The sequence below is a fragment of the Pseudomonas sp. NC02 genome (assembly GCF_002874965.1).
GTDB lineage: Bacteria > Pseudomonadota > Gammaproteobacteria > Pseudomonadales > Pseudomonadaceae > Aquipseudomonas.
Genome location: NZ_CP025624.1, coordinates 1,174,014 through 1,197,383, shown reverse-complemented (window position 1 = coordinate 1,197,383; position 23,370 = coordinate 1,174,014). Strand labels below are relative to the sequence as shown.

Below are 23,370 nucleotides of genomic sequence, written 5' to 3'. Positions count from 1 at the left end.
TATACTTCGCCGCCATTGAGCCCTGATGGCGGAATTGGTAGACGCGGCGGATTCAAAATCCGTTTTCGAAAGGAGTGGGAGTTCGAGTCTCCCTCGGGGCACCATCTAAAGGTTTCATGTTGTTCTGACATGCTGCTGATACACAGCAAAGCCGGCCACTGCGCCGGCTTTCTTGTTTCTGCTTATCCCTTCTTTTTCCAGTATGTTCCTTGTTGTCTTATTCGGCGTTGATGTATGTTCGCCAAAAATACGAACTTGGCTCCATGAAAATTGAAGCGGTCCGGCATCAAGCGCGCCCTTCTCGCTGACACAGTCCTGTTATCACTTGAACCCGAAGCCAAGCAGTGCTGTGAGACCTATGACGTCGCTCGTACTTACTTCCGTGCGCCGCAAGCAAGCCTGCCAGTCACTGCGGAACATGATCCATGTGCGAGCCAAGGACGCGTCAGGCGACGCCCTGACCGGCCGCTTCAGGCCAGAGCTCAGCACGAAGGTGAGCACCCGGTAGAAGCTCATTACAACAGAACACAGTACAATCAACCCCTTTAGAACCGCCGCCTCTTTACAAGACGATAGACAATCACAAGGAACATCGTCATGCAGCGCATCGTTTTGACGGTATAGCCCAGGCACGATGACAAAAGGCAGGCACACAACAACTCGTCGGTGACGAAGCAATTTCATTCGGGGCCGGCCGTGACTTGACAGCTGCCCAAATTCGTTAAAAGGAGTCAACATGAATACTTATGCAATTGTTGGAGCTGGGGGATTTGGCCGAGAAGTGCTGCCACTCGTAAGAGAGAAACTCGGCGTGCTCAGCGAGGAAAAATTTCAGATTGTATTTGTCGATGATGGATCGCAAGCGGCAGAGATTAACGGCGTAGCAGTGATGACCACCGCTGAATTCAATGCATTGTCATCAGGCAAAAAATTCTTCAACATCGCCATAGGTAATAGCAGGATTCGCGAGCGAATTGCCGCCGAAATGATTTCTTCGGGAGCGCTGCCATTCACAATACACTCCATCAATAACAGTGTAAGTTTAGACTGCAACGTAATAGGTGAGGGCGCAATTTTATGCCCATTCACAACCATTACATCCAATACAAAAATCGGGAAATACTTTCACGCCAACCTGTACTCTTATGTCGCACATGATTGCACGATAGGTGACTTCGTAACTTTCGCACCAAGCGTAAAATGTAACGGTAACGTCACCATAGAAGATCATGCCTATATAGGAACAGGTGCCATTATTAAGCAGGGAACACCAGAAAAACCAATTGTCATTGGTGAAGGGGCTGTTGTTGGGATGGGAGCCGTAGTGACCAAGAGCGTTGCACCGGGCACCGTAGTTGTCGGAAACCCGGCCAAACCACTTCGAAAGGGACTGGGCAGCTGATGAGAGACTTTACCATGGGGTCCGTTCCCATTGCTGAAATTACAGTTGGAATGAAGGCAAGCTACTCTCAAACTATAACGGACGCTGATATCAAGGCATTTGCAGGTATTAGTGGCGACCACAACCCTGTACACGTCGACAGAGAATATGCTGAGGCTTCAAGGTTTGGCAAGCGTATCGCACATGGATTAATGTCTGCTGGTTTTTTCTCTGCCATATTCGGCACAAAAATCCCGGGGCCTGGTTGTGTGTATGTATCGCAGAGCCTGAATTTTTTACGCCCCGTCTATATTGACGACACTATCGTTGCAGAAGTTACAGTAACTAAAGTAGACTTGGAAAAACGCCGAGTTTTTTTCGATACTATCTGTAGCGTAAAAGGCAAGAAAGTCATTAGCGGATCTGCAGAAATCTTTATCCCAAACAAATAGCAACCACCCCGCTTTTTTGGGCGGGGCGGTTTCATCAATGGCGCAGAATGACTATCTCAACTCGAGAGCTTCAAGGCTTACAGTTGGAGACTAAATTACAATAGTACCCCTCAACACAATGCGCCACTCGCTTAAGAAAAACTTTGCATATTAGAAATATAGCATTCAGTGTTTTCCGGGCTTTCGTAACGATCAAGGATGAGAGGCATGTCGGTCCTCGGGCGAAGAAAGCCACTTCTCAGCGATTGAGTGTAGACTCCAACGTTAACATTATTGCGACGAGCCCTTGCGTCGACCGACACGCTGTCAATACAGTAATTCATTGCACTGCCATTCCCACAAAGCTCGCCGCCGCTATTTATCATGCGGGATGAGTCCTGCCCTTCCATCACGACACCCCAAGCATTCTGCTCTGGCCCACCGCCTGGCACAGTGCCGGTGCAATAACAGTCGATCACAGAGTTGTTATTGCCGCCATTATCAATAAGAACAAGCGCTCGTCCTTTCCAATTAACCGACGTGATGTTCTGCACTGTACAATGCTGAGCGTAATGTAAATGCACGCCTACGGCGGAGTTCCCCGTAAATTCAAGACCTCGAATAAAGACGTTACGAATCGGCACACAAGTTGCCACGATAGCGCCGTTAGGATGTGCCGTCTTCAAGGCGTTATTAATTACCAAGGAGCCACCAAGCACGCGGAGAACTTGGCGAACCTCCATCGGTCCGTCGAGTGGCAGAGGCATACTTGCAAAATTAGTCGATGCATCCGAAATTACAATCCAATCCCCCGCCACATACTTTGTCGCGTCAGCGACGAAAATTTCAGTTTGATTCAGACCTGCTGCGCGAACAAGATAACTTGCCGGGCGTACCTTTCCTTGGTAATCAAACGCAGCATAACTTGGATCGGTAGGGGAGTTGGGGTTGCGGCCGATTCCGCTTGAATCAATTCGTACCTTTTCAATCCCCGGTGCTGGCTCGATGATGAGGCCATGAGCCGGAGTTAAATCCAACTTATTGAGAGATACGGGGGTCTTGATCGGGCATACGTCCCGATTGATTTGAATCCAACGATATCCAGCCTGAATGATTGATCTTAGCTGTGGCCCGTTATCGAGCGATGCGCTTGGCATAAACACATATGGAGTATCTTGATACATTGGTTACCTTATTCCTTAAATTAAATCGTCTCGCCTTCCTGGCGAGAAACAACTGTACATATAAACAGTATAAAAGTAAAGAAATGTGTAGGGATTTCTCAGCCCCCCTAAATTCTGGCACCACGTGAGCGCTCGATTCGATAAGCCTGCCGTAGCGCCAAGCGCAGTGACCAGCGTTGCCCTGGACTGAGCGGCGCGCCCGACCAAGGATATGATGCGCCTACTGGACATTGATCGTACGACCCTGCCTCCCCTTCAAATCTCGGCCAATGTTTGGATCAACCTCAAAGGCAGACAGTAAGCACACTGCGTAAGTATACTTGTCGCGGCCCGCCATCTTCACAGGGCAACAGTTGCAACAAAACGTCGTCACACAAACCTTCCTCTATGGTCACGTGTATGGACGAACTTGAAACACCTATGGCCCTCAAGGTTGCTGAATAGCTTGGCCCTCCCAATGAGGCGACCATCTTAAAAAGACCTTGAAGTCCAAGGTCTTTTTTTTCGCCTGCAGGAAAGTGATGATGGGCGGGCGAACGCGAGAAAAGAGGAACCTTGGCCATGGAACAGACGCTGGAAGCTGTAGCGCTTTTTGCGCTCAAGCTGGTGCATGAGACCGAAGGCGCGAGCCCGATTCTGCGGGACGACCTGGTCATGGACGGCTATGAGCGGGAGGTGTTTGGCTTGCTGGTGCGCAAGGGCGATATCAATGCCATCCAGCATAAGATCGACGAGTGCCTGGCATTGGCCCTCGAATCCCTGGGCGGTGCACACACCGTGATGGGCCGCGAGCTGCAACGGCTTGCGGTGGAAGCGCGCCAAGCGACGACACTCGAAGAACTCAATGCCCCGCTCAACGCACTCAAGGATTACCTGAAGGCGATCCTTTAACGCCTGCCTTCGACCGCCATGCGTACAGCCAGGCCCATCAGCACCGAGCCCATCAACCAGCGCTGTACGGTTTGCCAGACCGGTTTGCGGATGAAGAACCCCGCGATCGAGCCCGCCATCAGAGCGATCAGCCCGTTGACGCTAACGCTGATCATGATCTGCGTAAAGCCCAGTACCAGCGATTGCGAGAGCACACTGCCGTGCCCGTTGGGGTCGATAAACTGGGGCAGCAACGACAGATACATCACTGCCACTTTGGGATTCAGCAGGTTGGTGACAAAGCCCATCATGAACAGCTTGCGCGGGCTGTCCTTGGGCAAGTCCCGCACCTGGAACGGCGACCGGCCACCCGGCTTCACCGCCTGCCAGGCCAGGTAAACCAGATACAGCGCCCCGCCGAGCCGCAGCGCGTCGTAGGCATAGGGAACCGCCATCACCAACGCGGTGATACCCAATGCCGCGCAGAACATATAGACGACAAAACCCATCGCAACGCCGCCCAGGGAAATCAGCCCGGCCAATCGCCCCTGGCAGATCGACCGCGAAATGAGGTAAATCATGTTCGGGCCGGGCGTCAGTACCATGCCGAGCGAGATCAGGCCGTAGGCAAGCAGGCTGGAGAGTTCGGGCATGGTGTGGCTCCTTGACGACGTAAAACCTTGTGATGGCCGGCGGGTTGTTGGCGCCATGGTAGGTCGATAAAAGGAACGCCGTTAGATACAGATCCGCGAGCAAAACGTCATACACCGGTACCGGCGTCTGCTGCACCACTCACCCAAGGAAAGGCACATGATCGACTTCAACAACAAAGGCTTCTTCAAGCTCAAGCAGAACAACGAATACGCCGAGCGCGTTTCGTCATTGCTGCTGGATGATGAGCAGGTCATCGATTCCTATAAGGCCATGCGCGATGGGGTGGTGTTCACCACCAAGCGCATCATCGCCGTGAACGTGCAAGGGATTACCGGCAGCAAAAAAGACTTCACGTCCCTGCCGTACAAAAACATCGTCGCGTATTCGGTGGAAACCTCCGGGACGTTCGATCTGGATTCGGAGCTGGAGATTTACTTTTCGGCGGTGGGGAAAGTGAAGTTTGAGTTCACGGGGAAGACGTCGATTGTTGAGATATCGAGGGTGATTTCCCGGCATGTGCTTTGAACCGTTACGAAAACTCCGCTTTTAAGGATTTCCCACTATGGGCCCAAAAACCGCAGAGCTAATCGATGTGCTTGAGGAACTTGCCATCCTGCTGGAAAGCGATGGGGACAATCACTGGAGCCGATGGATGCGTAAGGCCAAAACCTTATTGCAAGCATCCGATTACTCCGGAATCACCTATTTGCGCTCTGCATACGGCGGAATGGGCTCGTTCAATGACCTCGTTCTTGGACAAAGCAGCGAAGGCGGCGTTTTTTTCTGGAAGCCTGGATACAAGGAGTTGAACGACCGGTTGGACGGGTTACGTAATAAAGCCGCGCAGTTGGGCGCGCAGATACAGCGCTCTCAGGCAGAGTAAGCGTGCTTGAATCAATGTAGCGATTGCTAAAGTGACTTTTCCCACACCTCCCATCGAACAACGAGAATTTCAGGTTCTTCTCCGCTCTCATAGGCTCGCTTCCTTGCACAGGGAAGTGAGCAGCCATGACAGAGCGCGCGTATCCAATTACCGAAGAAGAGCAGCTGAAGCGGCGAATCCTGACGCCGCAGCCTAAGCAGATTCCGTATTCACCGTTCATTGATTTGTATGAAGCCCCTCCCGCGCCCACGCCTGAACCCGCGAGAATTCCAGGCCATGTATTCGCCAAGTCGTGCCAGTTGCCCGACGGGATCATCAGCTACAACAACCCCACCGGTTATGTGCCGCTTGAGCTGATCAAGGATTACGGCCACTTCACGCTGTTAGGCGGACGGGAAGTGGACAGCCAAGGCGGCGTTTCCCTCAGGAAAATCAGCGGTAGTGCCCTACCCGTTGGGCTTGGCCAGCTTGTGCTGCGTACATCCGCGTTGGAGTCCGCGGCTGCGGCGGTCGGTGCCGCCGCTGGGGGTTTGCTTGCAGGGCTGGTGGCGCTGGCCTGGCCGTCGGAGCTTGGCGACAGTGCGCTCTATAGCGAAGAGCAGCTTCGTCACCTGCAAAAAGCCCGCTCGCGGATGCGCTTGCATATCGAGCAACGCGACGACGGGACGCTCAAGGGGTATGGGTTTTACACCGGTAAAAATACCGACTGGCAGATGATCGATGTGGTGCAGTTTCAGAGTCGTGACAGTCAGTTCGTGGCGGATCTTGGCGAGGGTGTGGAGCTGATTTGGACGCCGGCCATTGATCCTGGCGACACCCTTGGCATTCCGGCATTGGAAGCTGCACCGCAAGCTCCGGTGATGTGGATTTATCCGCCGACGGAGGCTGCCGAGCAGATTCTGGTTAACCCGATTTATCCGCCGGAGTATCGGGATTTTATTCTGGTGTTTCCGGTGGAGTCGGGGGTTCGGCCGCTGTATGTGGTGGTTAGCGTTAGGGCGGGCGATCACAAATACCATTCCGCTCCCGGCACAGACGAAATCACCGGTTTCCTAAACCTGAGCAAGGCAAAACCCAAGACCCCAAAGCAAGGTGGGGCAGGGCTTAGAGAGCGCTGGATTGATGACAAAGGACGGATAATTTACGAGTGGGACTCGCAGCACGGCGAACTAGAGGCGTATAGAGCAAGCGATGGCAGTCACTTGGGGGCGTTCAACCACATAACTGGTGAACGGCTGAAAAAGCCTAAGAAAAAACGAAATATCAAAAAATTTTTGTGAGGGCATATGGGACTGAAATTAAGACTGGAATGGTTCGATAAGTCGACAGAGCTTGGTTTAGGCATAGAGCGCTCCGCAGACTTGGGCGAGGACTATACCGTTGTCGACTCGCTCAGACTGTCCGTTGAAGACGACATTAACAACGGAATGTTCCAGCTGCGTGAAGAATGGCTATTAACTATACAGCCGCTCTTCAGCCACAAAATTATTTCGTCGGAAAGTGACTACTTTCTCGCTCTCGATTATAGAAAGTCCTGGTGATCAAGAATAAGCCCGGGCCTCACAAACAGAAGCAAACCAAGAGTATTCATACCCTATGCGTCGTCTTGCACTTTCAGACAAAAAACTCCGCAACATCCCCAGGCGCTTGCGCGAAATAAGCCGATGGGCAGATAGTTTCGAAGGCTGGTTTTTAGAAGACTTCCCAGTGAGGCGAGGATTTGAAAACTTCAAAATCCCCGTCATAGAAACCTTGGTCGAAGGCAAGCAAACAACCCCGGCGATCCAGGCACACTGCGCTCAGCAATTGATCAACGCGGCCGCGCACCTGATTCAAGCCCGGCCCGATGAAACACCTGAATGCTGGATCGTAGCAGCCATTCTTGTGCCCGACATGTTCTCAAGCGAAGTCTGCGTCTACATCGATAAAAGCCGCTACCTCGGCGCTATTCTGCCCTTCGACTACGACTACTTTCGCCAAACCCGAATAACGGGCAGAAGCCTTGCAAACGAATGGGGGTTGATCATCCCCCCAGGCCTACACGAGGTGGGTTTTCACTTCATCCACGAAGATGAGGACGGAGAACAGTTCGAGTCAGAGCATTGGTATTTCGGCGAGGTCAGTTCATCGGATGAAGACCCGGGCGGCGACCGCTGGAAGTACAAGACTTTCAAAGCATTTCAGGCAGAACATCCGCATTTATTCAGCACAGCACCATAGCCTTGCGATGAAAGCCGTGCTTATAACGACGGCCTTTTCAAGCAGCCCCCTCGCTAAAACTCAACCGCGCACACAACCCACCCACCTCCCGGTTATACAACTCCAACCGCCCCCCAATCTTCCCCACGATCATCTGCACAATCGCCAACCCCAACCCCGCCCCATTCGCATTCCCACGACTATAAAACCGCTCGAACAACCGCCCAATCTCCCCTTCATCAATCCCCGGCCCCGCATCCTCCACACACAGCTGCACCACGCCCGAATCCTCCTCCCGCACCACCACCCTCACCTCACTCCCCGCCGGCGAGAAATTCAGCGCATTGGTCACCAGGTTCTGCAGCGCAATCGCCAACGCTATCGGGTCCGTTTCAATCCAGCATTCCTCATCCCCTTCCAGCACCAACTCAACGCCTTTCTCCATCGCCAGGGGCGTCAGTTCCGCAAGTTCTTCGCGCACCAACTCCGTCAACGGCACACGCACTCGTACGGTGTTGTTCAACTGCGGCTCGATGCGCGCCATGGTCAGCAGTTGGCTGCCAATACGCGTCGCCCGGTCCACGCCATTCACCAGGAAGTCCAACGCCTCTCGCCGCTGCTCCTCGGTTTCCGCGCTCTGGGCGTTCTGCGCGTGAATGCGCAATATCGCCAACGGCGTGCGCAGTTCATGCGCCGCGTCCGCGATAAACCGACGCTCCCGCTCCAGCAGGTCATCCACCTGCACCAGCAGGCGGTTCAGCGCGGTTTGCATCGGTTCCAGGTCCGCCGGCAACGGTTCAAGTTGCAGCGGTCGCAACGTATTGCTGTCCCGCCCGCGAATGGCCTGGGCCATGGCGCGCAGGGGCTTGAGGCCCCAGCCGATGGTCAGCCAGATCAACAACGCCAGCAGCGGCACGCCAATCAGGATGGGCCAGAGGGTGTGGCGGATGATGCGCTGGATCACGTCCTGGCGAATGTCGTCGCGCTCGCCCACCCAGATCAGCAGGCCTTGTTGCATGTCGGCGAGCATGAACGCGCACCAGTCATTGCCGTTTTCCATCAGGTCGTGAGGCCCGAGGGTGGTGGGCGGTGCGTTGAGGATCGGCGCGTCGGTGGAGCGCACCAGCAGTTGGCCGTCGGCGCGCCATACCTGGAAGGTCAGGCGGGTTTCGTAGGGGTGCGCGGCGCCGTCTTCGCCGACACGGCTCATGGCTTGATCGAAAGCCTGGTAGAGGCGGTCCCAGTCGGCATCGCCGGGATCGCGCTGGCGTAGTACGCCTTGCAGCAAACGGGCGCTTTGGGCGAGTTGAGCGTCGTAGACTTCTTCGATTTCGTGGTGGCTGTCCCGCAGCACCAGCCAACTGATCAGGCCATCACCCAGCAGGATCAGCACCAGTACCGGAATGAGGATGCGCGCGCGGACCGAGTTCATGGCTTGAGTTCCACCACGTAGCCCACGCCGCGTACGGTGCGGATCAGTTCGGTGGAGAGTTTTTTGCGCAGGTTGTGGATAAGGACTTCGAGGGTGTTGCTTTCGACGCGGTCCTGCCAGCCGTACAGCGCGCGGGACAACCGCTCGCGGGTGACGACTTTGCCGGGGCGCACCATCAGTTGATGGAGCAGTTGGTATTCCATCGGCGTGACCACAACGTCCTCGCCTTGATAGCTGACCTGTTGGGTCGCCGGGTCCAGGCTCACGCCCGCATGCTCCAGCAATGGCTGCGCGCGGCCCTGGCTGCGGCGCAACAGGGCGCGCACACGGGCCTTGAACTCTTCGACGTCGAAGGGTTTGACCAGGTAGTCGTCGGCGCCGGCGTCCAGGCCGGCGATGCGCTCGGCGGTGCCGTCGCGTGCGGTAAGGATCAGCACCGGCAGGTCGTATTGCTCGGCGCGCAGGGTTTGCAGGAGTGTGAGGCCGTCAAGGCGCGGCAGGCCGAGGTCGAGCAGCAGCAGGTCGAAGCTTTCGGTGCGTAACGCGTGCAAGGCGCTGACGCCATCCTGCAACCAGTCCAGGGTGTAGCCTTCGGCGCCCAGGGCCACGCGGATCCCTTGGCCAAGGGCACGATCATCTTCGACAAGGAGCAGGCGCATAACTGATTCTCTGGAGTAACCGGCGGCATGATGCCCTGTAACCGTCGAGGCTATTTCGGGAAAGATGTTACGGGCCGTTGCCAACTAAGCTTTCGCTAAGGTTGGTTTTGCACAGTGAAATCTCCCACATCTGCTGAGAGTGCTTCCATGCGCAAAATTCTCTTGCTGTCGCTGATTATCGCCAGCCCCATGGCCTTCGCCGGCCCGCAATGCACCACTGCCGAGCGCTCGCAATGGCAGGACCAGAAGGCCTTTCAGGAGCAACTCAAGGCCCAGGGCTACGAGATCAGCAAGTTCAAGGTTACTGACGGCAACTGCTACGAGATCTATGGCTTTGACAAGGACAAGCGCAAGGTCGAGATCTACCACGATCCAGTCACCGGCAAGGCCGTGAAGACAGAGATCAAGGGCTGATGCCAGCCACCTCCCTGCGCCTCTGGGACCCGGTGGTGAGGGTGTTTCACCTCTCCATCGCCGGCGTCTTTGTGGCCAATTACTTCTTCAACGAAGCAGGCGACGACTGGCACGTATGGCTGGGCTATTACGCCATGGCCTGGTTGCTGGTGCGGTTGGTGTGGGGATTTGTCGGTCCGCGCAGCGCGCGCTGGGCGGACTTCTGGCCAACACCGGAACGGCTCATGGGCCATGTGCGTTCACTGCTCAACCGCCGGCCGCAGCACCGCCTGGGCCATTCGCCCATTGGCGCGCTGGTGATGATTCTGATGTTGCTGGCGCTGCTGGCTATCGGTGCCAGTGGCTTTTTGATGCAGGAAGTCGACGCCCTGTGGGGCGCCGATTGGCCGCTGCTGTTGCACGAAACTGCCGCCAATGTACTGGCCGGCCTGGTAGGCGTGCATGTGCTGGCGGCGTTGTTTGAAAGTATCCAGGTGCGGGACAACCTGCCGTTATCCATGCTCACCGGCCGCAGGAGGCGCCTGCCGGATGACCGTGCGCAGTAATCCTTTTTCCCGACAGGTTCTCTATGCGCCCGCTTTTAATGATCTGCAGTCTGCTGGTGGTGTTTTTCGCTGCCTGGCAAAGCCATCCGCCCCACGTATTGGCGCCGTTTGCCCAAGGCCCCAAGGACAGCTCGCCAACAGCGGCCGCCCCGCAATACAGCAGCCGCTTTGTCTCCTCGCAGCTCAATGACTTTGTGCATTCCTCCTCGGTCACCGCCCTGCCCGGCGGCGACCTGATGGCCGTGTGGTTTGCCGGGTCCCGCGAGGGCGCCGCCGATGTGCAGGTGCGCACCGCGCGCTTTGACGCGAAAAGTGCCGAGTGGGGCCCGGAGCAAGTATTGGCCACCCGCGAAAGCACGCGCGACGGCACGCACCGCTACATCCGCAAGCTGGGCAACCCGGTGATCGCCCTGGCACCGGACAATCGCCTGTGGATGTTCTACGTTTCGGTGTCGGTAGGCGGCTGGGCCACCAGCGCGATCAACGTGATGGTCTCGGATGACCTCGGGACGAACTGGTCGGCCCCTCGGCAACTGATCACCTCGCCTTTCTTCAATATCAGCACGCTGGTGCGCGCCGCACCGGTATTCCACGCTGACGGTTCCATCGGCCTGCCGGTGTACCACGAGTTCATGGGCAAATTCGCCGAGTACCTGTACTTGAGCCCCGACGGTGCGGTGGTCGACAAATTCCGTATCAGCCGTGGGAAGAACTCGCTGCAGCCGACCATCGTCCCGCAGGATGGCCAGCGCGCCATCGCCATGTTGCGTTACGCCGGCGAAACCCATCACCGAGTCCTCGCCAGTCGCACCGAAGACGCCGGCCAAACCTGGAGCGAGCCTTACCCATTGGAACCGTCCAATCCCAACTCCTCGCTGGCAGCCGTCAGCACTGAAGGCGACGGTTTGCTCGTGGCCCTCAACGACCTGCAGGACGGCCGCTTCAAGCTCAGCCTGTACGGCACCGATGCCAAGCTCAATCAGTGGCGCACCGTGGTGGAACTGGATCAATCCCCCGACCCCTTGGGCCAACCGTTCTCCCCCGAGGCCTACAAGGAAATCATCGGCGAAGGCTTCCGCGCCTCCAGCGGCGCCCTGCGCCTGCCGCTGGAACAACGCTTCCTCAGCAACCTGGACTACCGGGTGTGCAAGCCCCGTGGCTGCGATTTCGAATACGAGTACCCGTACTTCAGCCGCAGCCCGGACGGCATGTACCACCTGGTGTACTCGTGGAATAACACCTTTATCAAACATGTCAGCTTCAACGAAGCCTGGCTGTCGGAGCGCCTGTGATGGTTTCTGTATGGCAAGCGCATTTGAGTTTTGTGCTGTTGGGTTTTGTGCTGCTCAGCCTGTTGCGCGTCACAACACCCTGGCGCCCCTGGCTGCTGCCGGTGTTGGTGGTGGTGAGTTTTATCCCGGTCAACGAACTGCCGTTGGCGGCGTATGTGCGCAGCTTCACCGATGACCTGGCCATCAGCACCCTGGTGTTGCTGGCGTGGGTCAGCCTGTGCCGGTTGGGCGTGGTGCAGCCGCTCCAGCGCCCGCAGAAGGTCCAGGTGCTGTTGCTGTTTGGCGCCCTGAGCCTGGTGCTGTACCCGGCGACGATGGGCCTGACGTATTTCGACCCCTACCGCTGGGGTTTCAACCCTCGGCCGATGATCGTGCTGATAGGCGCGGCAGCACTGTTGATGCTCTGGCTGCGTAATACGCTGGCGGTGTGGATGCTCGCGGCGGGCACCCTGGCGTTCGCGCTGCGGCTCAAGGCCTCGGAAAACTACTGGGACTATCTGATCGACCCACTGCTGACGGGCTACTGCCTGGTGGCCGGGTTGTGGATGCTGGCGATGGCTGCCTGGCGCCCTCTTTTAAAATTGCACAGAGGTCAATGATGGGATGGTTGCACTCGCGCCGCCTGCGCTACGGCGTGGGCGCGATCGGTTTGGTATTTGCGTTGCTGGCGGCACTGCGGCTGGTGTTTGTATGGGGATTTTCCGGGGTCGGCCTGAGGGAGCCCGCACTGCTGGAAACCGTGGGCATCGGCCTGCGTTTCGACCTGCGCCTGGCGGTGCTGATCCTGTTGCCCCTGGCACTGCTCGCCTGGCTGCCACGCTGGAACCTGGTGACTGTCCCCGCCCTGCGCTGGCTGGCACGGGGTTATCTGCTGCTGGCGCTGGCCATCGTCGGGCTGGTGTACATCATCGACTTCGGCCACTACGCCTACCTCGGTGTGCGCATCAACGCCACGGTGCTGCGTTACCTGGAAGACGCGCAGATTTCACAACAGATGGTGTGGGAAACCTACCCGGTGCTGTGGATAACCTTGAGTTGGCTTGCCGCCGTCGGCCTATGGACCTACGCCCTGGTTCGCCTTGAACGCATCACCCTGGATGGCGAACGCAAACCCATTGGCAAGTTGGCCATCGCATCCGTGGCCACCGTCGGCGTGATCGCCGTATTGCTGGCCCTGCTCGGCCGCGTCGCCAACCTCAATATCGAAAACCCGGTGCCCCTGCGCTGGAGCGACGCGTTCTTTTCCGGCAACAACCAGATCGCCGCCGTGGGCCTCAACCCGGTGCTGTTTCTGTACGACACCCTCAAGGTCGGCCAGTCGCAATTCGATGAGGCGCGGGTACGAGAGCATTACCCGCAAGTCGCGAATTATCTGGGGGTCAGCCAGCCCGACCCCGAGCAGTTGAACTTCGCCCGTGAACAAGCCGTGCAGCCTTATCAGCTCAAGGGCGAGCGCCCGCCGAACGTGATCTTCGTGATGCTCGAGTCCCTCGGCACCAGCGCCGTGGGCGCCTATGGCAACCCGCTGAACCCCACGCCGAACCTCGACAAGCTGGCGAAGGAAAGCTGGTTCTTCAAACACTTCTACGTGCCCGTCACCGGCACCGCCAAAACCGTGTGGGCGAGCATCACCGGCGTGCCCGACGTTACCCGCCAGGAGACGGCGACCCGCAACCCGCTGATCACCCGGCAACACACCTTGATCAATGCGTTCGAGGACTACCAGAAGCTCTACATGATCGGCGGCAATGCCGGCTGGGCGAATATCAACGCCTTGATCCGCCAGAGCATCGACGGCGTGAAGCTGTATGACGAAAGCCACTGGCGCTCGCCACGGGTGGACGTGTGGGGCGTTTCGGATCTGGACCTGTTCAAGGAAGGCGACGAACTGCTGCGGGCCATCCCCAAGGACCAACCGTTCTTCGCCTACCTGCAAACCTCCGGCAACCACCGACCGTTTACCATCCCCAAGACCAACGATGGCTTCAAGGTGCATGACCTCACCGTGGAACAAGTCCAGGCCGCAGGCAGCCGCAGCGTCGAGCAGTACAACGCCGTGCGCCTGCTGGACTTCAACATCGGCCGCCTGATGGAAATCGCCAAGGCTGGCGGTTACTACGACAACACCATCTTCGTGTTCTTCGGCGACCACAACACCCGAATCAGCCAGATTCCGCACATGGCGCCGGCATTCGAGCAGCTTGGGCTGGAAAGCAACAACGTGCCGATGATGATCCACGCGCCCGGCCTGCAACCCCGGGTGATCGAAGAAGCCGTCGGCCTGGCGGACCTGCTGCCGACCGTGGCCGGCATGGCGGGCATACCGTTCCGCAATGGCGCGATGGGCCGGGATATCCAGCAACCTGCGCCGGAAGGCGAGCGCGTGGTGCCGCTGGTATTGCGCGAGGGCACGTTCCCGCTGATCGGTGGCGTGACCAAGGACTTCCTGCTGCAAATGGAGCACGACGGCAGCTCGCCGACCCTGCATGACCTGGCGTCGCAAACGCCGAGGGACAATGTGGCTCAGCAGTATCCCGAGGAGTTTGAGCGGTTGCAGGGGCTGACCCGTGGCCTGCATGAGAGTGCGCGATTGATGTTGTTCCGGAACGTGCGCTGAAGTCACCTGACGGTCGGGCTGTACTATCGGCCCAGCCAATCCATCCCCACAATCTATCGATTTGAGGTCCACCTCACCCTCCCCGACTATGGCGGCACTTCCAATAACAAAAACCAGGAACCCGCCATGACTGCCCGCTTCCACAACCCGGTAGACACCCGCTTCGGCTGGGGCTGCCTGCAAGAACTCGCCGCTCTTACCGAAGGCCAGAGCGTCGCCCTCGTGACCTTTCCCGAAGCCCGCGGGCTCGGTTTGGTAGACCGCATCCAGGCCCTGCTGGGCGAACGCCTGGTGTACGTCATCGAAGACGTACAGCCCAACCCTGACGTGGCCCAACTGCGCGACACCTACGAGCGTTTCTGGCTGCAGGCCGGTGACTGCCAGGTGGTGGTCGCCGTCGGCGGTGGCAGTGCAATTGATACGGCAAAGGCCTTGATCGTCGGCACAGATTCCGGGGATTTCGACGAGCTGCTGGCGTTGCTGGCCACCGGTAAACCTTTCGCGCCGGCCCGCCACAAGCTGTTGATTGCCGCACCGACCACCGCCGGCACCGGCAGCGAAGTCACGCCATGGGCGACGATCTGGGACTCCGCCAGCCTCAAGAAGTATTCGCTGCACCTGGACTGCACCTGGCCGACAGTGGCGATCATCGACCCGCAGTTGATGCTGACGGTGCCGGCCGGGGTCACGGTGTCCACCGGGCTGGATGCCTTGTCCCATGCGCTGGAATCGATCTGGAACGTCAACGCCAACCCGGTCTCGGACACCTTCGCCATCTCCGCCATCGAAGACATCCTGGAATGCCTGCCGCGCTTGCGGCGTGACCTCGGCAACCAGGAATTGCGCTCGCGCATGGCCTTGGCGGCGCTGAAAGCCGGCCTGGCTTTTTCCAACACCAAGACCGCCCTCGCCCACTCCATCTCTTATGAGATGACTCTGCACCACGGCCTGCCCCATGGCATCGCCTGTTCCTTCACTTTGCCGCTGGTACTGGGCCTGGCATGGGGGCACGACGCCGCGCGGGACCGCACTCTGCAACGGGTATTCGGCACCGACCTGCAGCAGGCCCAGGCGCAGTTGCGCGACTTCCTCCACAGCCTGGACGTGAAGACCGAATTTGCCGACTACGGCGTGAATGCCACCGAGGCCGAGGCGATGATCCGCTTCGCCCTGCAAGGCGCACGCGGCAAGAATTTCATCGGCGCGCAAGCGGCCTAGACTCACCGTAATTCGGTCGTTTCCTGTTGCACCTATCAAGAGTGCCCCCCTGCGGCTGCGGTCGCCGGGGCGAATAACAATAAGGAAAACATCATGAATCGTACACACGTGCTGCCTGTTCCTGCCGTCCGTACCTCATCGTTTCGCGTAGCCCAGTGGCGCATGCTGCTGGCGGCGATGTTTTGTTATCTGTTTTTCTACACCGGCCGCCAGACCTTCGGCTTTGCCATCCCCGGGATCCAGGCCGAGTTCGGCCTGACCAAGGAAACCCTCGGCTGGGCCTCCGCGGCGATGCTTTGGGCCTACGCGATTGGCCAGGCGATCAACGGCAACCTCGCCGACAAGTTCGGCGGCCGCCGCATCATGACCCTGGGCGCGGTGCTGTCCTGCGCGGCCAACTGGGTCACCAGTTTCGCCAGCGGCTTTGCCGGGCTGATCCTGCCGTGGGGCATCAACGGTTACTTCCAGGCCCTCGGCTGGGCACCCGGCAGCCGGCTGATTTCCAATTGGTGGAGCGCCGGCGAGCGCGGCAAGGTGTATGGCTTTTATGTGTTCGCGGCCGGGTGCGCCTCGGTCCTGTCGTACGTCACCTCCATCGTGGTGCTGGAAGTGTTCCAACTGGAATGGCGCTGGATCTTCCGCCTGCCGGTGCTGTTGATGTTGGCGGGCGGCATTATTTTCTACCTGGTGGCCCGCGAGCGGCCTCAAGACATGGGCTTCGAGCCCCTGGCCGATACTGGCGTGGCGAATGCCGAAGACAAGAATCATGAAGTGGCCCACGGCGAAGTCGAATCCTCGGCGCAGCGCTACAAGGCGGTGCTGAAAAATCCGCGGCTGATCATCGCCGCGATCTCCCTGGGTTTCCAGAACGCCGCCCGCTACGGCCTGATCGTCTGGGTGCCGGTGCACTTCCTCGGGGCCAACTGGAAAAGCGGCGACAGCATGATCGACCCCAAGTGGATCACCGTGGCCCTGCCGGTGGGCATGGCCATCGGCGCCCTGAGCAACGGCTGGGTCTCGGACAAGCTGTTCGGCTCCAAACGCTACCTGGCGATCATGCTCTACATGTTCCTCGGCGCCGCCACCAGCCTGTGGATGTGGAGTTTGCCGCCCCACAGCGCAATCGGCCTGGTAGCGTTGTTCCTCTGCGGGTTCTTCGTGTATGGCCCGGCGTCGAGTTTCTGGGCGCTGTGCCCGGACCTGGTCGGCGCCAAGCGTGCGGGTACGGCCACGGGCGTGATGAATTTCTCATCCTATCTGTTCGCCGGCCTGGCGGAACCGCTGATCGGCAGTATGCTCGACAGTACCGGCAATACCTCGCTGATCTTCATCGTCGTGACCTCGGCCTGCCTGTGCAGCGCAGCGGTGGCGTTGTTTATCCGACGTTGATGACCGGCCCGGCGGACCTCAGGAACAGGACTCGTTATGTACCAGTACCACAAGTGGCTGCGCTCGTTTCATGCGGTGGCGAAGACCGGCAGTTTCACCCTCGCCGCCGAATACCTGAGCGTCGGCCAGCCGACGGTCAGCGAGCAGGTCAACGGGCTGGAGAAGCAGTTCTCGGTGGAGCTGTTCCACCGTCGCGGGCGGTTTATCGAGATGAGTGCCGCCGGGCACACCCTTTACGGGATCACCCAGGGGCTGTTCGGCCAGGAGGATGAAGCCATGCAACTGTTGCAGAGTTTCAAGCAGCGCAAGACCGGACTGCTGCGCCTGGGCGCGGTGTCGCCGCCGATCGCGATGAACCTGACCTACGAGCTGATGCAGCGCCACCCGGACATCGAACTGGAAACCTCGTTTTCCCCGGAAAAGGAAACCCTGGACCGGCTCTTCAACTTCGATATCGACGTGGCGATCCTGGCCCTTTCGGAGTTCGACCAGCGCTTCGATACCCAGCTGTACCGGCGCTATCCGATTATTGCAGTGGTGCGCGATGACCACCCGTGGGCCCGGCAGAAAGAGGTGCACGTGGAACAGATCAGCCGCGAAAAGTGGGTGATGCGCGAGAAAAGCTCACGCACCCGGCAACTGGTGGAAGAAAGCTGCAAGCGCCAGGGCATCGCCGTGAACTGCGTGATGCAGCTGAACAGTCGCGAAGCCATTGTGCACGCGATCACCAAGGGCATCGGCATCGGCTTTGTGTCTGCCGTGGAATACGCCGAAACCCCGGGCACCACGCCGATCACCTTCGTCGACCATCCGTTTTTCATCGACTACCACTTGTGTTGCCTGGGCATCCGCCGCAACCGACCGATGATCGCCGAGCTATTCGAGGCCAGCCCGATCCCGGCCACCTGATCGTCTTGACCGTTTAAACCCTCACCAGGCGCTTACCTCTTCTTTGAGAGAGGGACGGCCTGCTCACACCTGAAAATGGAGACTTGCCATGCACTACCAACAACCTTCCAAGCTGCAAGCCGTGGTCCTGGACTGGGCCGGCACCGTCGTCGACTTCGGTTCCTTCGCCCCCACGCAGATTTTTGTCGAGGCGTTCGGTGAGTTCGGCGTCGCCGTTTCCCTGGAGGAAGCCCGCGGCCCGATGGGCATGGGCAAGTGGGATCACATCCGCACCTTGTGCAACCTGCCACAGATTGCCGAGCGTTATCGGGCGGTATTTGATCGCTTGCCGACTGACGAGGATGTCACCGCACTGTATGAGCGCTTCATGCCGTTGCAGATCGAGAAAATCGCGCTGCATTCGGCGGTCATTCCCGGCGCCCTTGAGGCGATCAACACCCTGCGCGGGCAGGGCTTGAAGATTGGCTCCTGCTCCGGGTACCCGGCGGTGGTGATGGCCAAGGTGGTCGAACTGGCGCGACAGAACGGCTACGTCGCCGACCATGTGGTGGCGACCGACGAAGTGCCCAACGGGCGCCCGCATCCGGCGCAGGCACTGGCCAACGTGATTGCCCTGGGGGTCAGCGATGTGGCCGCGTGCGTGAAGGTCGACGACACCTGGCCGGGGATCCTGGAAGGCCGTAGCGCCGGCATGTGGACGGTGGCGTTGACCTGTTCCGGCAACGCACTGGGTTTGACCTACGAGCAATACAAGGCGCTGCCTGCTGCTGAGCTGGCGCTGGAGCGTGCGCGCATTACACAGATGTTCGAGGGCTCGCGGCCGCATTACCTGATCGACACCATCGTCGAACTGCCGGCGGTGATCGACGATATCAATGCGCGTTTGGCGCGCGGAGAAACGCCGCAGGGTTCTTGATGGGCCGATGGGGTCAGTGAGCTGACCCCACACTGCGGCCTATCGCCCTGCGACAAGCTGCTCGCTAAGTATCCACAGCCGCTGCGCCAACCCGGTATCCACCGCCCACGGCCTGACACCCAACTGCTCTTCCGATTCCGCACTCACTGCCGCCGCCACATCACAGTTCTCGCAATAGACCCCGCCCATTCCCGCCAACTGCCCACTCACCGCGCACCACACACTGGTGGCCGCGCCTTGCTCCGGGGTTTTCATGTTCCGCTCAGGGTCGATCACCGGTTTCCCGTGCTCGTCGACATAGCCTGATGCCTGCAAGACTTCAGGCTTCATGTGCCGCACCAGATCGGTAATGATTCCACCGGGATGCACCGCAAAAGCCCTTACCCCACTCGCCGCACCGAGCGTATCCAGATGCACGGCGAACAGCGCATTGGCAGTCTTGGACTGACCGTAGGCCCTCCATGGATCGTAGGCCTGGCGCTCGAAATTCCAGTCGTCAAAGTCGACGGCGCCGTGCACATGCCCCCGCGAGGACAGCGTCACCACCCGTGCACCTTCGGCGCGCTGCAAGGCCGGCCACAAGCGCTGGGTAAGCAGGAAATGCCCGAGATGGTTGGTCGCGAACTGAGATTCGTAGCCCTGGGCATTGCGGCTCAGCGGCGGCGCCATGATGCCCGCGTTATTGATCAGCAGGTGCAGCGGGCAGCCTGTCGCCAGAAAGCGCTCGGCAAACTGTTCGATGGACTGGGCGTCCATCAAGTCCAGGGGTTCAAGTTGCAGCTGTGGGTAAGGTTTGAGGACGGCGCGTGCCTTGGCCAGGTCACGGGCCGGGACGATCACGCGGGCGCCCGCGGCAGCCAGGGTACGGGCGGTGACCAGGCCAATGCCGGAGTAGCCGCCCGTGACAATCGCCACCTTGCCCGAGAGATCGACGCCCCGGATGACTTCGGCGACGGTGGTTGCTGCTCCATAGCCGCTGTGGATCGGTTTTTGTACTGTGGGCATGACAGAGTCTCCATTGGACGTGTGGTTAACACGCTACCCCTCGAAAGCCGTACTCTGAATACTCGATTATCCCATTTACATGCGTAAAAGTACGAATATGCCCAGCGACCCGTTTTCCGAGATTCTCACGTTCGTGAATGCCCAATCGGTTATGACCGGCGGCTTCAGCGCGGGCGGCGCCTGGGCCCTGCGTTTTCCCGCGCCGGACAAGATCAAGTTTTTCGGGGTGGTGAAGGGGCAGTGCTGGTTGTGGATGGATGGCGAACTGGCGCCGGTGTTGATTGAGGCGGGCGATGTGTTCCTGCTGTGTGCGCAACGCTCGTTTGTGCTTGCAGGCGATGTGTCGGTCGCGCCTTTGGAAGCGCGGCAATTATTCGCTGACGCCGGCCGCTTCCCGCAAATCGGTGACGGCCAGGGCTGTGTGCAAATCGGCGGCTACGTGCAACTGGACCCGGAGAGTGGCGGCCTGCTGGCCAACGCGCTGCCGCCCCTGATCCACGTGCGGGCCACGTCGCCGCAAGCGACAATCGTGCAATGGCTACTCGGCCAGTTGGCACATGAGGGGCAAGCCAATTTGCTCGGGGCAAGCTTGGCGTCGGCGCAACTGGCGCAGTTGATGTTTATCCAGATCCTGCGGGCCTATGTCGAGACCTCGGGCGTATTACCCGAAGGCTGGCTGCGCACGGTCAGCGACAAGCGCCTGGCCCCCGCGCTGCGCTTGATGCACAGCGAGCCGGGGCGTGCCTGGACACTGGAAGACCTGGCTACGGCGGCTGCGATGTCGCGCACCACCTTTTCGCACTACTTCAAGAGCGTTGCCGGGGTACCACCGTTGGCGTACCTGACCGAGTGGCGCATGCGCCTTGCACAACGAGCGTTGCGCGAGGGGAATCTGTCAGTGGGCGTGTTAGCGCAGTCGTTGGGGTACGGATCCGAAAGTGCGTTCAGCAACGCCTTCAAGCGAGTGACAGGAAAGGCCCCGAGGCATTATCGGGACGCGTGCCGTCAATCAATGTGAATTACTGCGCCTGGAACGTCGCAAGGTACGCCAGCAGGTTATCGATCTTCTCCTGGTCGCTGATCCCCCAGAAAATCATCCGGGTGCCGCTCACGACCTTTTTCGGTGCCTCGATGTAGGCGGCCAGCTTGTCCCGCGTCCAGACCACGCCTGAATTCTTCATCGCATCTGAATACTGGTAATCAGTGGTCGTGCCGGCCGGGCGGCCAATGATGCCGTTGAGCTGCGGCCCGAAACCGCCCCGGGCATTTTCGCCGACGCTATGGCAACCGCCGCAGGTTTTGCTGAATAACTTTCCACCGGCTTCGGCGTCTCCCGCCGCCGCTGCCGGCAGGCTGACGAGACCGGCAATCAGGGCGAGGCTGAATAATACGACGTACTTCATGGGTAACTTTCCATCCGTTGTGCCGGTTCAGCTGGGGACTTGCCATGACATGGCACAGCGACTGCCCGGCGCAAAACCGTGACGATACTCCTCACGCAGAGCCTCTGCCAAACGATGATCCGGCGCCAGCGAATGTGCTTGCTCAAATCCCAGCCGCTGATAAAACGGGCTGTTCCAGGGCACGTCGCAAAATGTGGTCAAGGTGACTGCCCGCAACCGGCGCGAGCGAGCCTCATTCATCACGGCCTCAAGCAATTGCCGCCCTGCGCCACGGCCCTGCATGACCTGCGCCACCGACAGTTCATGGATGTGCAGGTCGTCATCAAGCATCTGTGCACTGAGAAAACCCTGGACCTGGCCAGCAGCATCCACCGCCACCCAACACGTACCCCACGCGATCAACTGCAGATGACGTTCAACACTCATGACCTCGGCATCGGCCAGCCAGCTCAAGGATTCGATCGCACGAAAGGACTGGGCCGCACTGCGCTCTATTGCAGGTAAACACACTGCGTCGGGTGCGGCGGCAAGTCGGATAACAGTGAGCATGAGGCAACCCGGGATCGTTGAAACACCTGAGATTAACATCTGGAAACAGCCACTCAATTGATATCACCCCACCACTCTGCTTGCATGCCCGCTCCTCTCGGCACAGCGGTTCAGGAGACAAGCGATGAAAACCATGGTGGTCGGTGCAAGCAAAGGATTGGGCAGGGCCTTGATGGAAGGGCTGGGCGGGGTTGGGGATACGCTGATCGGGGTGTCCCGCAGTCGCCCTGATCCCTTGACGTGCAGCACTGGCGCCGAGGTGCGCTGGGTGGAAGCAGACCTTGGCGTGCCTGGCCAAGCGGCGCACGTCATCGAGCAGGCGGTGGAGGCAGGCGGGCTGGACACACTGATCTATAACCTGGGCATCTGGGAGGCGCGGGCGTTTGATCCGGCGTACAGCTATCTCACCGACGAGGACACGCAACTGGAAGCCATCGTCAGTTGCAACATCACCGCACCGCTGTTGTTGATCAAGCGGCTGCTGCCGGTGTTATTGAAGAGCCCACAGCCGCGCATCATCCTCACAGGCTCGACCTCGGGACTGCCCCAGAGCGGCCGGCCCGAAGTGGCGTTCGGCGCCTCGAAATTCGCCTTGCGCGGCATCGCCGATGCGCTGCGTGAAGGCTATCGCCAGCAACGCCTGGGTGTCACTTGCCTGAACCTGGGCTATCTGAATACCGAAGATTCCTTGAGCACCTCACGCACCCAGGCCGAACAGCGCGGTGAGGGCCAATTGATTCCGGTGCATGACGTGGTGCAGGTGGTGCGTATGGTCTTAAGCCTGTCCGGCGCCAGTTTCGTCAAGGAGCTGACGTTGCCGGCGCTGCTGGATGAACGCTTCTAGCAGGTTTCGCCAGTGGAGCGCCCTGCCCTGACGCAATTCAAAGGCAACCAAATGACCACCCATCGCAAAAAAAACATCCAATCGAACCTATTCAACGGCGCCCCACTCCACCTTACTTAACCCGGATGGTGGAGTAAGGATCATGGCTCAGCCATCGATATTGGTGCTGGAAGACGACGAAATCATTCGCTCGTTGATGGTAGATGTACTGGAGGATTTCGGCGCGGTGGTGACCTCGTTCCCGTCCGCAGACGAAGGAATGATTTTTCTTGAACGGGCCAGTGATCCGGTAGACTTGATTGTCAGCGATATCCAGATGCCCGGCCTGCTCAATGGCTACGACTTGAGCAAGGTGGTCGCCCATCGCTGGCCGACGCTGCCGGTGGTGCTGACCTCGGGCAACACCGCAATGGCCTCGCAGTTGGGCAGCACCGTGCGGTTCCTGCCCAAGCCGTGGACCACCAAGCGCCTGATCGACTGCGTGCAGTCGGCCCTGGTGCAGGGTTCGCCCATGCACTGATAGCATCGCGATATCAGCCAAGGCGAACTTCGCGGCGACTCCTGCGGTCAGTTATT

Annotated in this window: 27 protein-coding genes and 1 tRNA gene; 21 read left to right on the top strand and 7 right to left on the bottom strand. The window is 59.0% G+C overall.

The genetic code is table 11. The annotated features are described in order from the left end of the window. The first annotated feature begins 19 nt into the window (after positions 1 to 19). From C0058_RS05475 to C0058_RS05460, 3 genes are all read left to right on the top strand, one after another. Positions 20 to 104: transfer RNA gene (locus C0058_RS05475), tRNA-Leu, on the top strand. A gap of 632 nt (positions 105 to 736) precedes the next feature. Further along, positions 737 to 1,402, top strand: coding sequence for an acetyltransferase (locus tag C0058_RS05465; protein WP_102368189.1), 666 nt, complete (start codon positions 737 to 739; stop codon positions 1,400 to 1,402). Next, positions 1,402 to 1,833 carry a MaoC family dehydratase gene (locus tag C0058_RS05460; protein ID WP_087695135.1) on the top strand — a complete coding sequence of 144 codons (432 nt, stop codon included), beginning with the start codon at positions 1,402 to 1,404 and terminating at the stop codon, positions 1,831 to 1,833. The genes C0058_RS05465 and C0058_RS05460 overlap by 1 nt, the downstream gene beginning before the upstream one ends. Positions 1,834 to 1,964: 131 nt before the next feature. Here the strand turns inward: C0058_RS05460 and C0058_RS05455 are convergent, their stop codons facing one another. Next, positions 1,965 to 2,996: a hypothetical protein gene (locus tag C0058_RS05455; RefSeq protein WP_083853252.1), complete on the bottom strand. Its 1,032-nt coding sequence runs from the start codon at positions 2,994 to 2,996 to the stop codon at positions 1,965 to 1,967. A gap of 561 nt (positions 2,997 to 3,557) precedes the next feature. Here C0058_RS05455 and C0058_RS05450 point away from each other — a divergent pair. Further along, positions 3,558 to 3,887, top strand: a complete 330-nt coding sequence (locus tag C0058_RS05450; RefSeq protein WP_102368188.1) for a hypothetical protein — start codon at positions 3,558 to 3,560, stop codon at positions 3,885 to 3,887. Here the strand turns inward: C0058_RS05450 and C0058_RS05445 are convergent. Beyond that, on the bottom strand, positions 3,884 to 4,519 hold the full coding sequence (locus C0058_RS05445; RefSeq protein ID WP_102368187.1) for a LysE family translocator: 636 nt from the start codon (positions 4,517 to 4,519) through the stop codon (positions 3,884 to 3,886). The two genes, C0058_RS05450 and C0058_RS05445, sit on opposite strands and share 4 nt — an antisense overlap. Before the next feature lie 157 nt (positions 4,520 to 4,676). On the opposite strand from C0058_RS05445, the gene C0058_RS05440 reads away from it, so the two are divergent. The 5 genes from C0058_RS05440 to C0058_RS05420 all read left to right on the top strand — a co-directional run bounded on the left by C0058_RS05440 (position 4,677) and on the right by C0058_RS05420 (position 7,623). Next, entirely contained in the window at positions 4,677 to 5,045 is a 369-nt protein-coding gene (locus C0058_RS05440; RefSeq protein ID WP_003210321.1) for a PH domain-containing protein, read from the top strand. Positions 5,046 to 5,082: 37 nt separating this feature from the next. Then, positions 5,083 to 5,403 (top strand): hypothetical protein, encoded by a 321-nt coding sequence (locus C0058_RS05435; protein WP_008438441.1) that lies wholly within the window; start codon positions 5,083 to 5,085, stop codon positions 5,401 to 5,403. Between the two features lie 125 nt (positions 5,404 to 5,528). Beyond that, on the top strand, positions 5,529 to 6,683 hold the full coding sequence (locus C0058_RS05430) for an S-type pyocin domain-containing protein (RefSeq protein ID WP_102368186.1): 1,155 nt from the start codon (positions 5,529 to 5,531) through the stop codon (positions 6,681 to 6,683). Positions 6,684 to 6,689: 6 nt separating this feature from the next. Next, on the top strand, positions 6,690 to 6,944 hold the full coding sequence (locus tag C0058_RS05425; RefSeq protein WP_102368185.1) for a colicin E3-like toxin immunity protein: 255 nt from the start codon (positions 6,690 to 6,692) through the stop codon (positions 6,942 to 6,944). Positions 6,945 to 6,999: 55 nt separating this feature from the next. Then, positions 7,000 to 7,623, top strand: coding sequence for a DUF3916 domain-containing protein (locus C0058_RS05420; protein WP_102368184.1), 624 nt, complete (start codon positions 7,000 to 7,002; stop codon positions 7,621 to 7,623). 37 nt (positions 7,624 to 7,660) lie between these two features. Here the strand turns inward: C0058_RS05420 and C0058_RS05415 are convergent, their stop codons facing one another. Both C0058_RS05415 and C0058_RS05410 read right to left on the bottom strand, forming a co-directional pair. Then, on the bottom strand, positions 7,661 to 9,034 hold the full coding sequence (locus C0058_RS05415; RefSeq protein WP_102368183.1) for a sensor histidine kinase: 1,374 nt from the start codon (positions 9,032 to 9,034) through the stop codon (positions 7,661 to 7,663). Next, positions 9,031 to 9,693, bottom strand: coding sequence for a response regulator (locus tag C0058_RS05410; protein ID WP_063033007.1), 663 nt, complete (start codon positions 9,691 to 9,693; stop codon positions 9,031 to 9,033). The genes C0058_RS05415 and C0058_RS05410 overlap by 4 nt, the downstream gene beginning before the upstream one ends. A gap of 147 nt (positions 9,694 to 9,840) precedes the next feature. Between C0058_RS05410 and C0058_RS05405 the strand changes: the two genes are divergently transcribed. The 9 genes from C0058_RS05405 (at position 9,841) to phnX (ending at position 18,993) form a co-directional block, all read left to right on the top strand. Continuing rightward, positions 9,841 to 10,107: a PepSY domain-containing protein gene (locus C0058_RS05405; protein WP_003210334.1), complete on the top strand. Its 267-nt coding sequence runs from the start codon at positions 9,841 to 9,843 to the stop codon at positions 10,105 to 10,107. After that, entirely contained in the window at positions 10,107 to 10,652 is a 546-nt protein-coding gene (locus C0058_RS05400; RefSeq protein WP_003210336.1) for a cytochrome b/b6 domain-containing protein, read from the top strand. The genes C0058_RS05405 and C0058_RS05400 overlap by 1 nt, the downstream gene beginning before the upstream one ends. Before the next feature lie 23 nt (positions 10,653 to 10,675). After that, positions 10,676 to 11,944, top strand: coding sequence for an exo-alpha-sialidase (locus tag C0058_RS05395; protein ID WP_102368182.1), 1,269 nt, complete (start codon positions 10,676 to 10,678; stop codon positions 11,942 to 11,944). Beyond that, entirely contained in the window at positions 11,944 to 12,543 is a 600-nt protein-coding gene (locus tag C0058_RS05390) for a hypothetical protein (protein ID WP_102368181.1), read from the top strand. The genes C0058_RS05395 and C0058_RS05390 overlap by 1 nt, the downstream gene beginning before the upstream one ends. Next, positions 12,543 to 14,561 (top strand): LTA synthase family protein, encoded by a 2,019-nt coding sequence (locus C0058_RS05385; RefSeq protein ID WP_102368180.1) that lies wholly within the window; start codon positions 12,543 to 12,545, stop codon positions 14,559 to 14,561. Before C0058_RS05390 ends, C0058_RS05385 begins: the two co-directional genes overlap by 1 nt. Positions 14,562 to 14,687: 126 nt before the next feature. Beyond that, entirely contained in the window at positions 14,688 to 15,779 is a 1,092-nt protein-coding gene (psrA, locus tag C0058_RS05380; RefSeq protein WP_003210343.1) for an iron-containing alcohol dehydrogenase PsrA, read from the top strand. Between the two features lie 93 nt (positions 15,780 to 15,872). Beyond that, positions 15,873 to 17,168 carry an MFS transporter gene (locus C0058_RS05375; protein ID WP_102368179.1) on the top strand — a complete coding sequence of 432 codons (1,296 nt, stop codon included), beginning with the start codon at positions 15,873 to 15,875 and terminating at the stop codon, positions 17,166 to 17,168. Positions 17,169 to 17,204: 36 nt separating this feature from the next. Continuing rightward, positions 17,205 to 18,077 carry a LysR substrate-binding domain-containing protein gene (locus C0058_RS05370; RefSeq protein WP_102368178.1) on the top strand — a complete coding sequence of 291 codons (873 nt, stop codon included), beginning with the start codon at positions 17,205 to 17,207 and terminating at the stop codon, positions 18,075 to 18,077. A gap of 88 nt (positions 18,078 to 18,165) precedes the next feature. Then, positions 18,166 to 18,993 (top strand): phosphonoacetaldehyde hydrolase, encoded by an 828-nt coding sequence (gene phnX, locus C0058_RS05365; RefSeq protein WP_003210349.1) that lies wholly within the window; start codon positions 18,166 to 18,168, stop codon positions 18,991 to 18,993. Positions 18,994 to 19,032: 39 nt separating this feature from the next. Here the strand turns inward: phnX and C0058_RS05360 are convergent, their stop codons facing one another. Beyond that, on the bottom strand, positions 19,033 to 19,998 hold the full coding sequence (locus C0058_RS05360) for an oxidoreductase (RefSeq protein ID WP_087695147.1): 966 nt from the start codon (positions 19,996 to 19,998) through the stop codon (positions 19,033 to 19,035). A gap of 97 nt (positions 19,999 to 20,095) precedes the next feature. Between C0058_RS05360 and C0058_RS05355 the strand changes: the two genes are divergently transcribed. Continuing rightward, the gene (locus C0058_RS05355) at positions 20,096 to 21,016 is read left to right on the top strand and encodes an AraC family transcriptional regulator (protein ID WP_102368177.1); all 921 of its coding nucleotides are present in this window, start codon (positions 20,096 to 20,098) and stop codon (positions 21,014 to 21,016) included. A 1-nt stretch (position 21,017) separates the two neighbouring features. On the opposite strand, the gene C0058_RS05350 is transcribed toward C0058_RS05355, so the two are convergent. Continuing rightward, on the bottom strand, positions 21,018 to 21,401 hold the full coding sequence (locus tag C0058_RS05350; protein WP_003210355.1) for a cytochrome c family protein: 384 nt from the start codon (positions 21,399 to 21,401) through the stop codon (positions 21,018 to 21,020). A 27-nt stretch (positions 21,402 to 21,428) separates the two neighbouring features. Beyond that, positions 21,429 to 21,950, bottom strand: coding sequence for a GNAT family N-acetyltransferase (locus C0058_RS05345; RefSeq protein ID WP_158660275.1), 522 nt, complete (start codon positions 21,948 to 21,950; stop codon positions 21,429 to 21,431). A gap of 124 nt (positions 21,951 to 22,074) precedes the next feature. Between C0058_RS05345 and C0058_RS05340 the strand changes: the two genes are divergently transcribed. Next, positions 22,075 to 22,794, top strand: coding sequence for an SDR family oxidoreductase (locus C0058_RS05340; RefSeq protein ID WP_102368176.1), 720 nt, complete (start codon positions 22,075 to 22,077; stop codon positions 22,792 to 22,794). A 142-nt stretch (positions 22,795 to 22,936) separates the two neighbouring features. Beyond that, the gene (locus C0058_RS05335) at positions 22,937 to 23,314 is read left to right on the top strand and encodes a response regulator (protein WP_003210361.1); all 378 of its coding nucleotides are present in this window, start codon (positions 22,937 to 22,939) and stop codon (positions 23,312 to 23,314) included. Positions 23,315 to 23,370 lie beyond the last annotated feature (56 nt).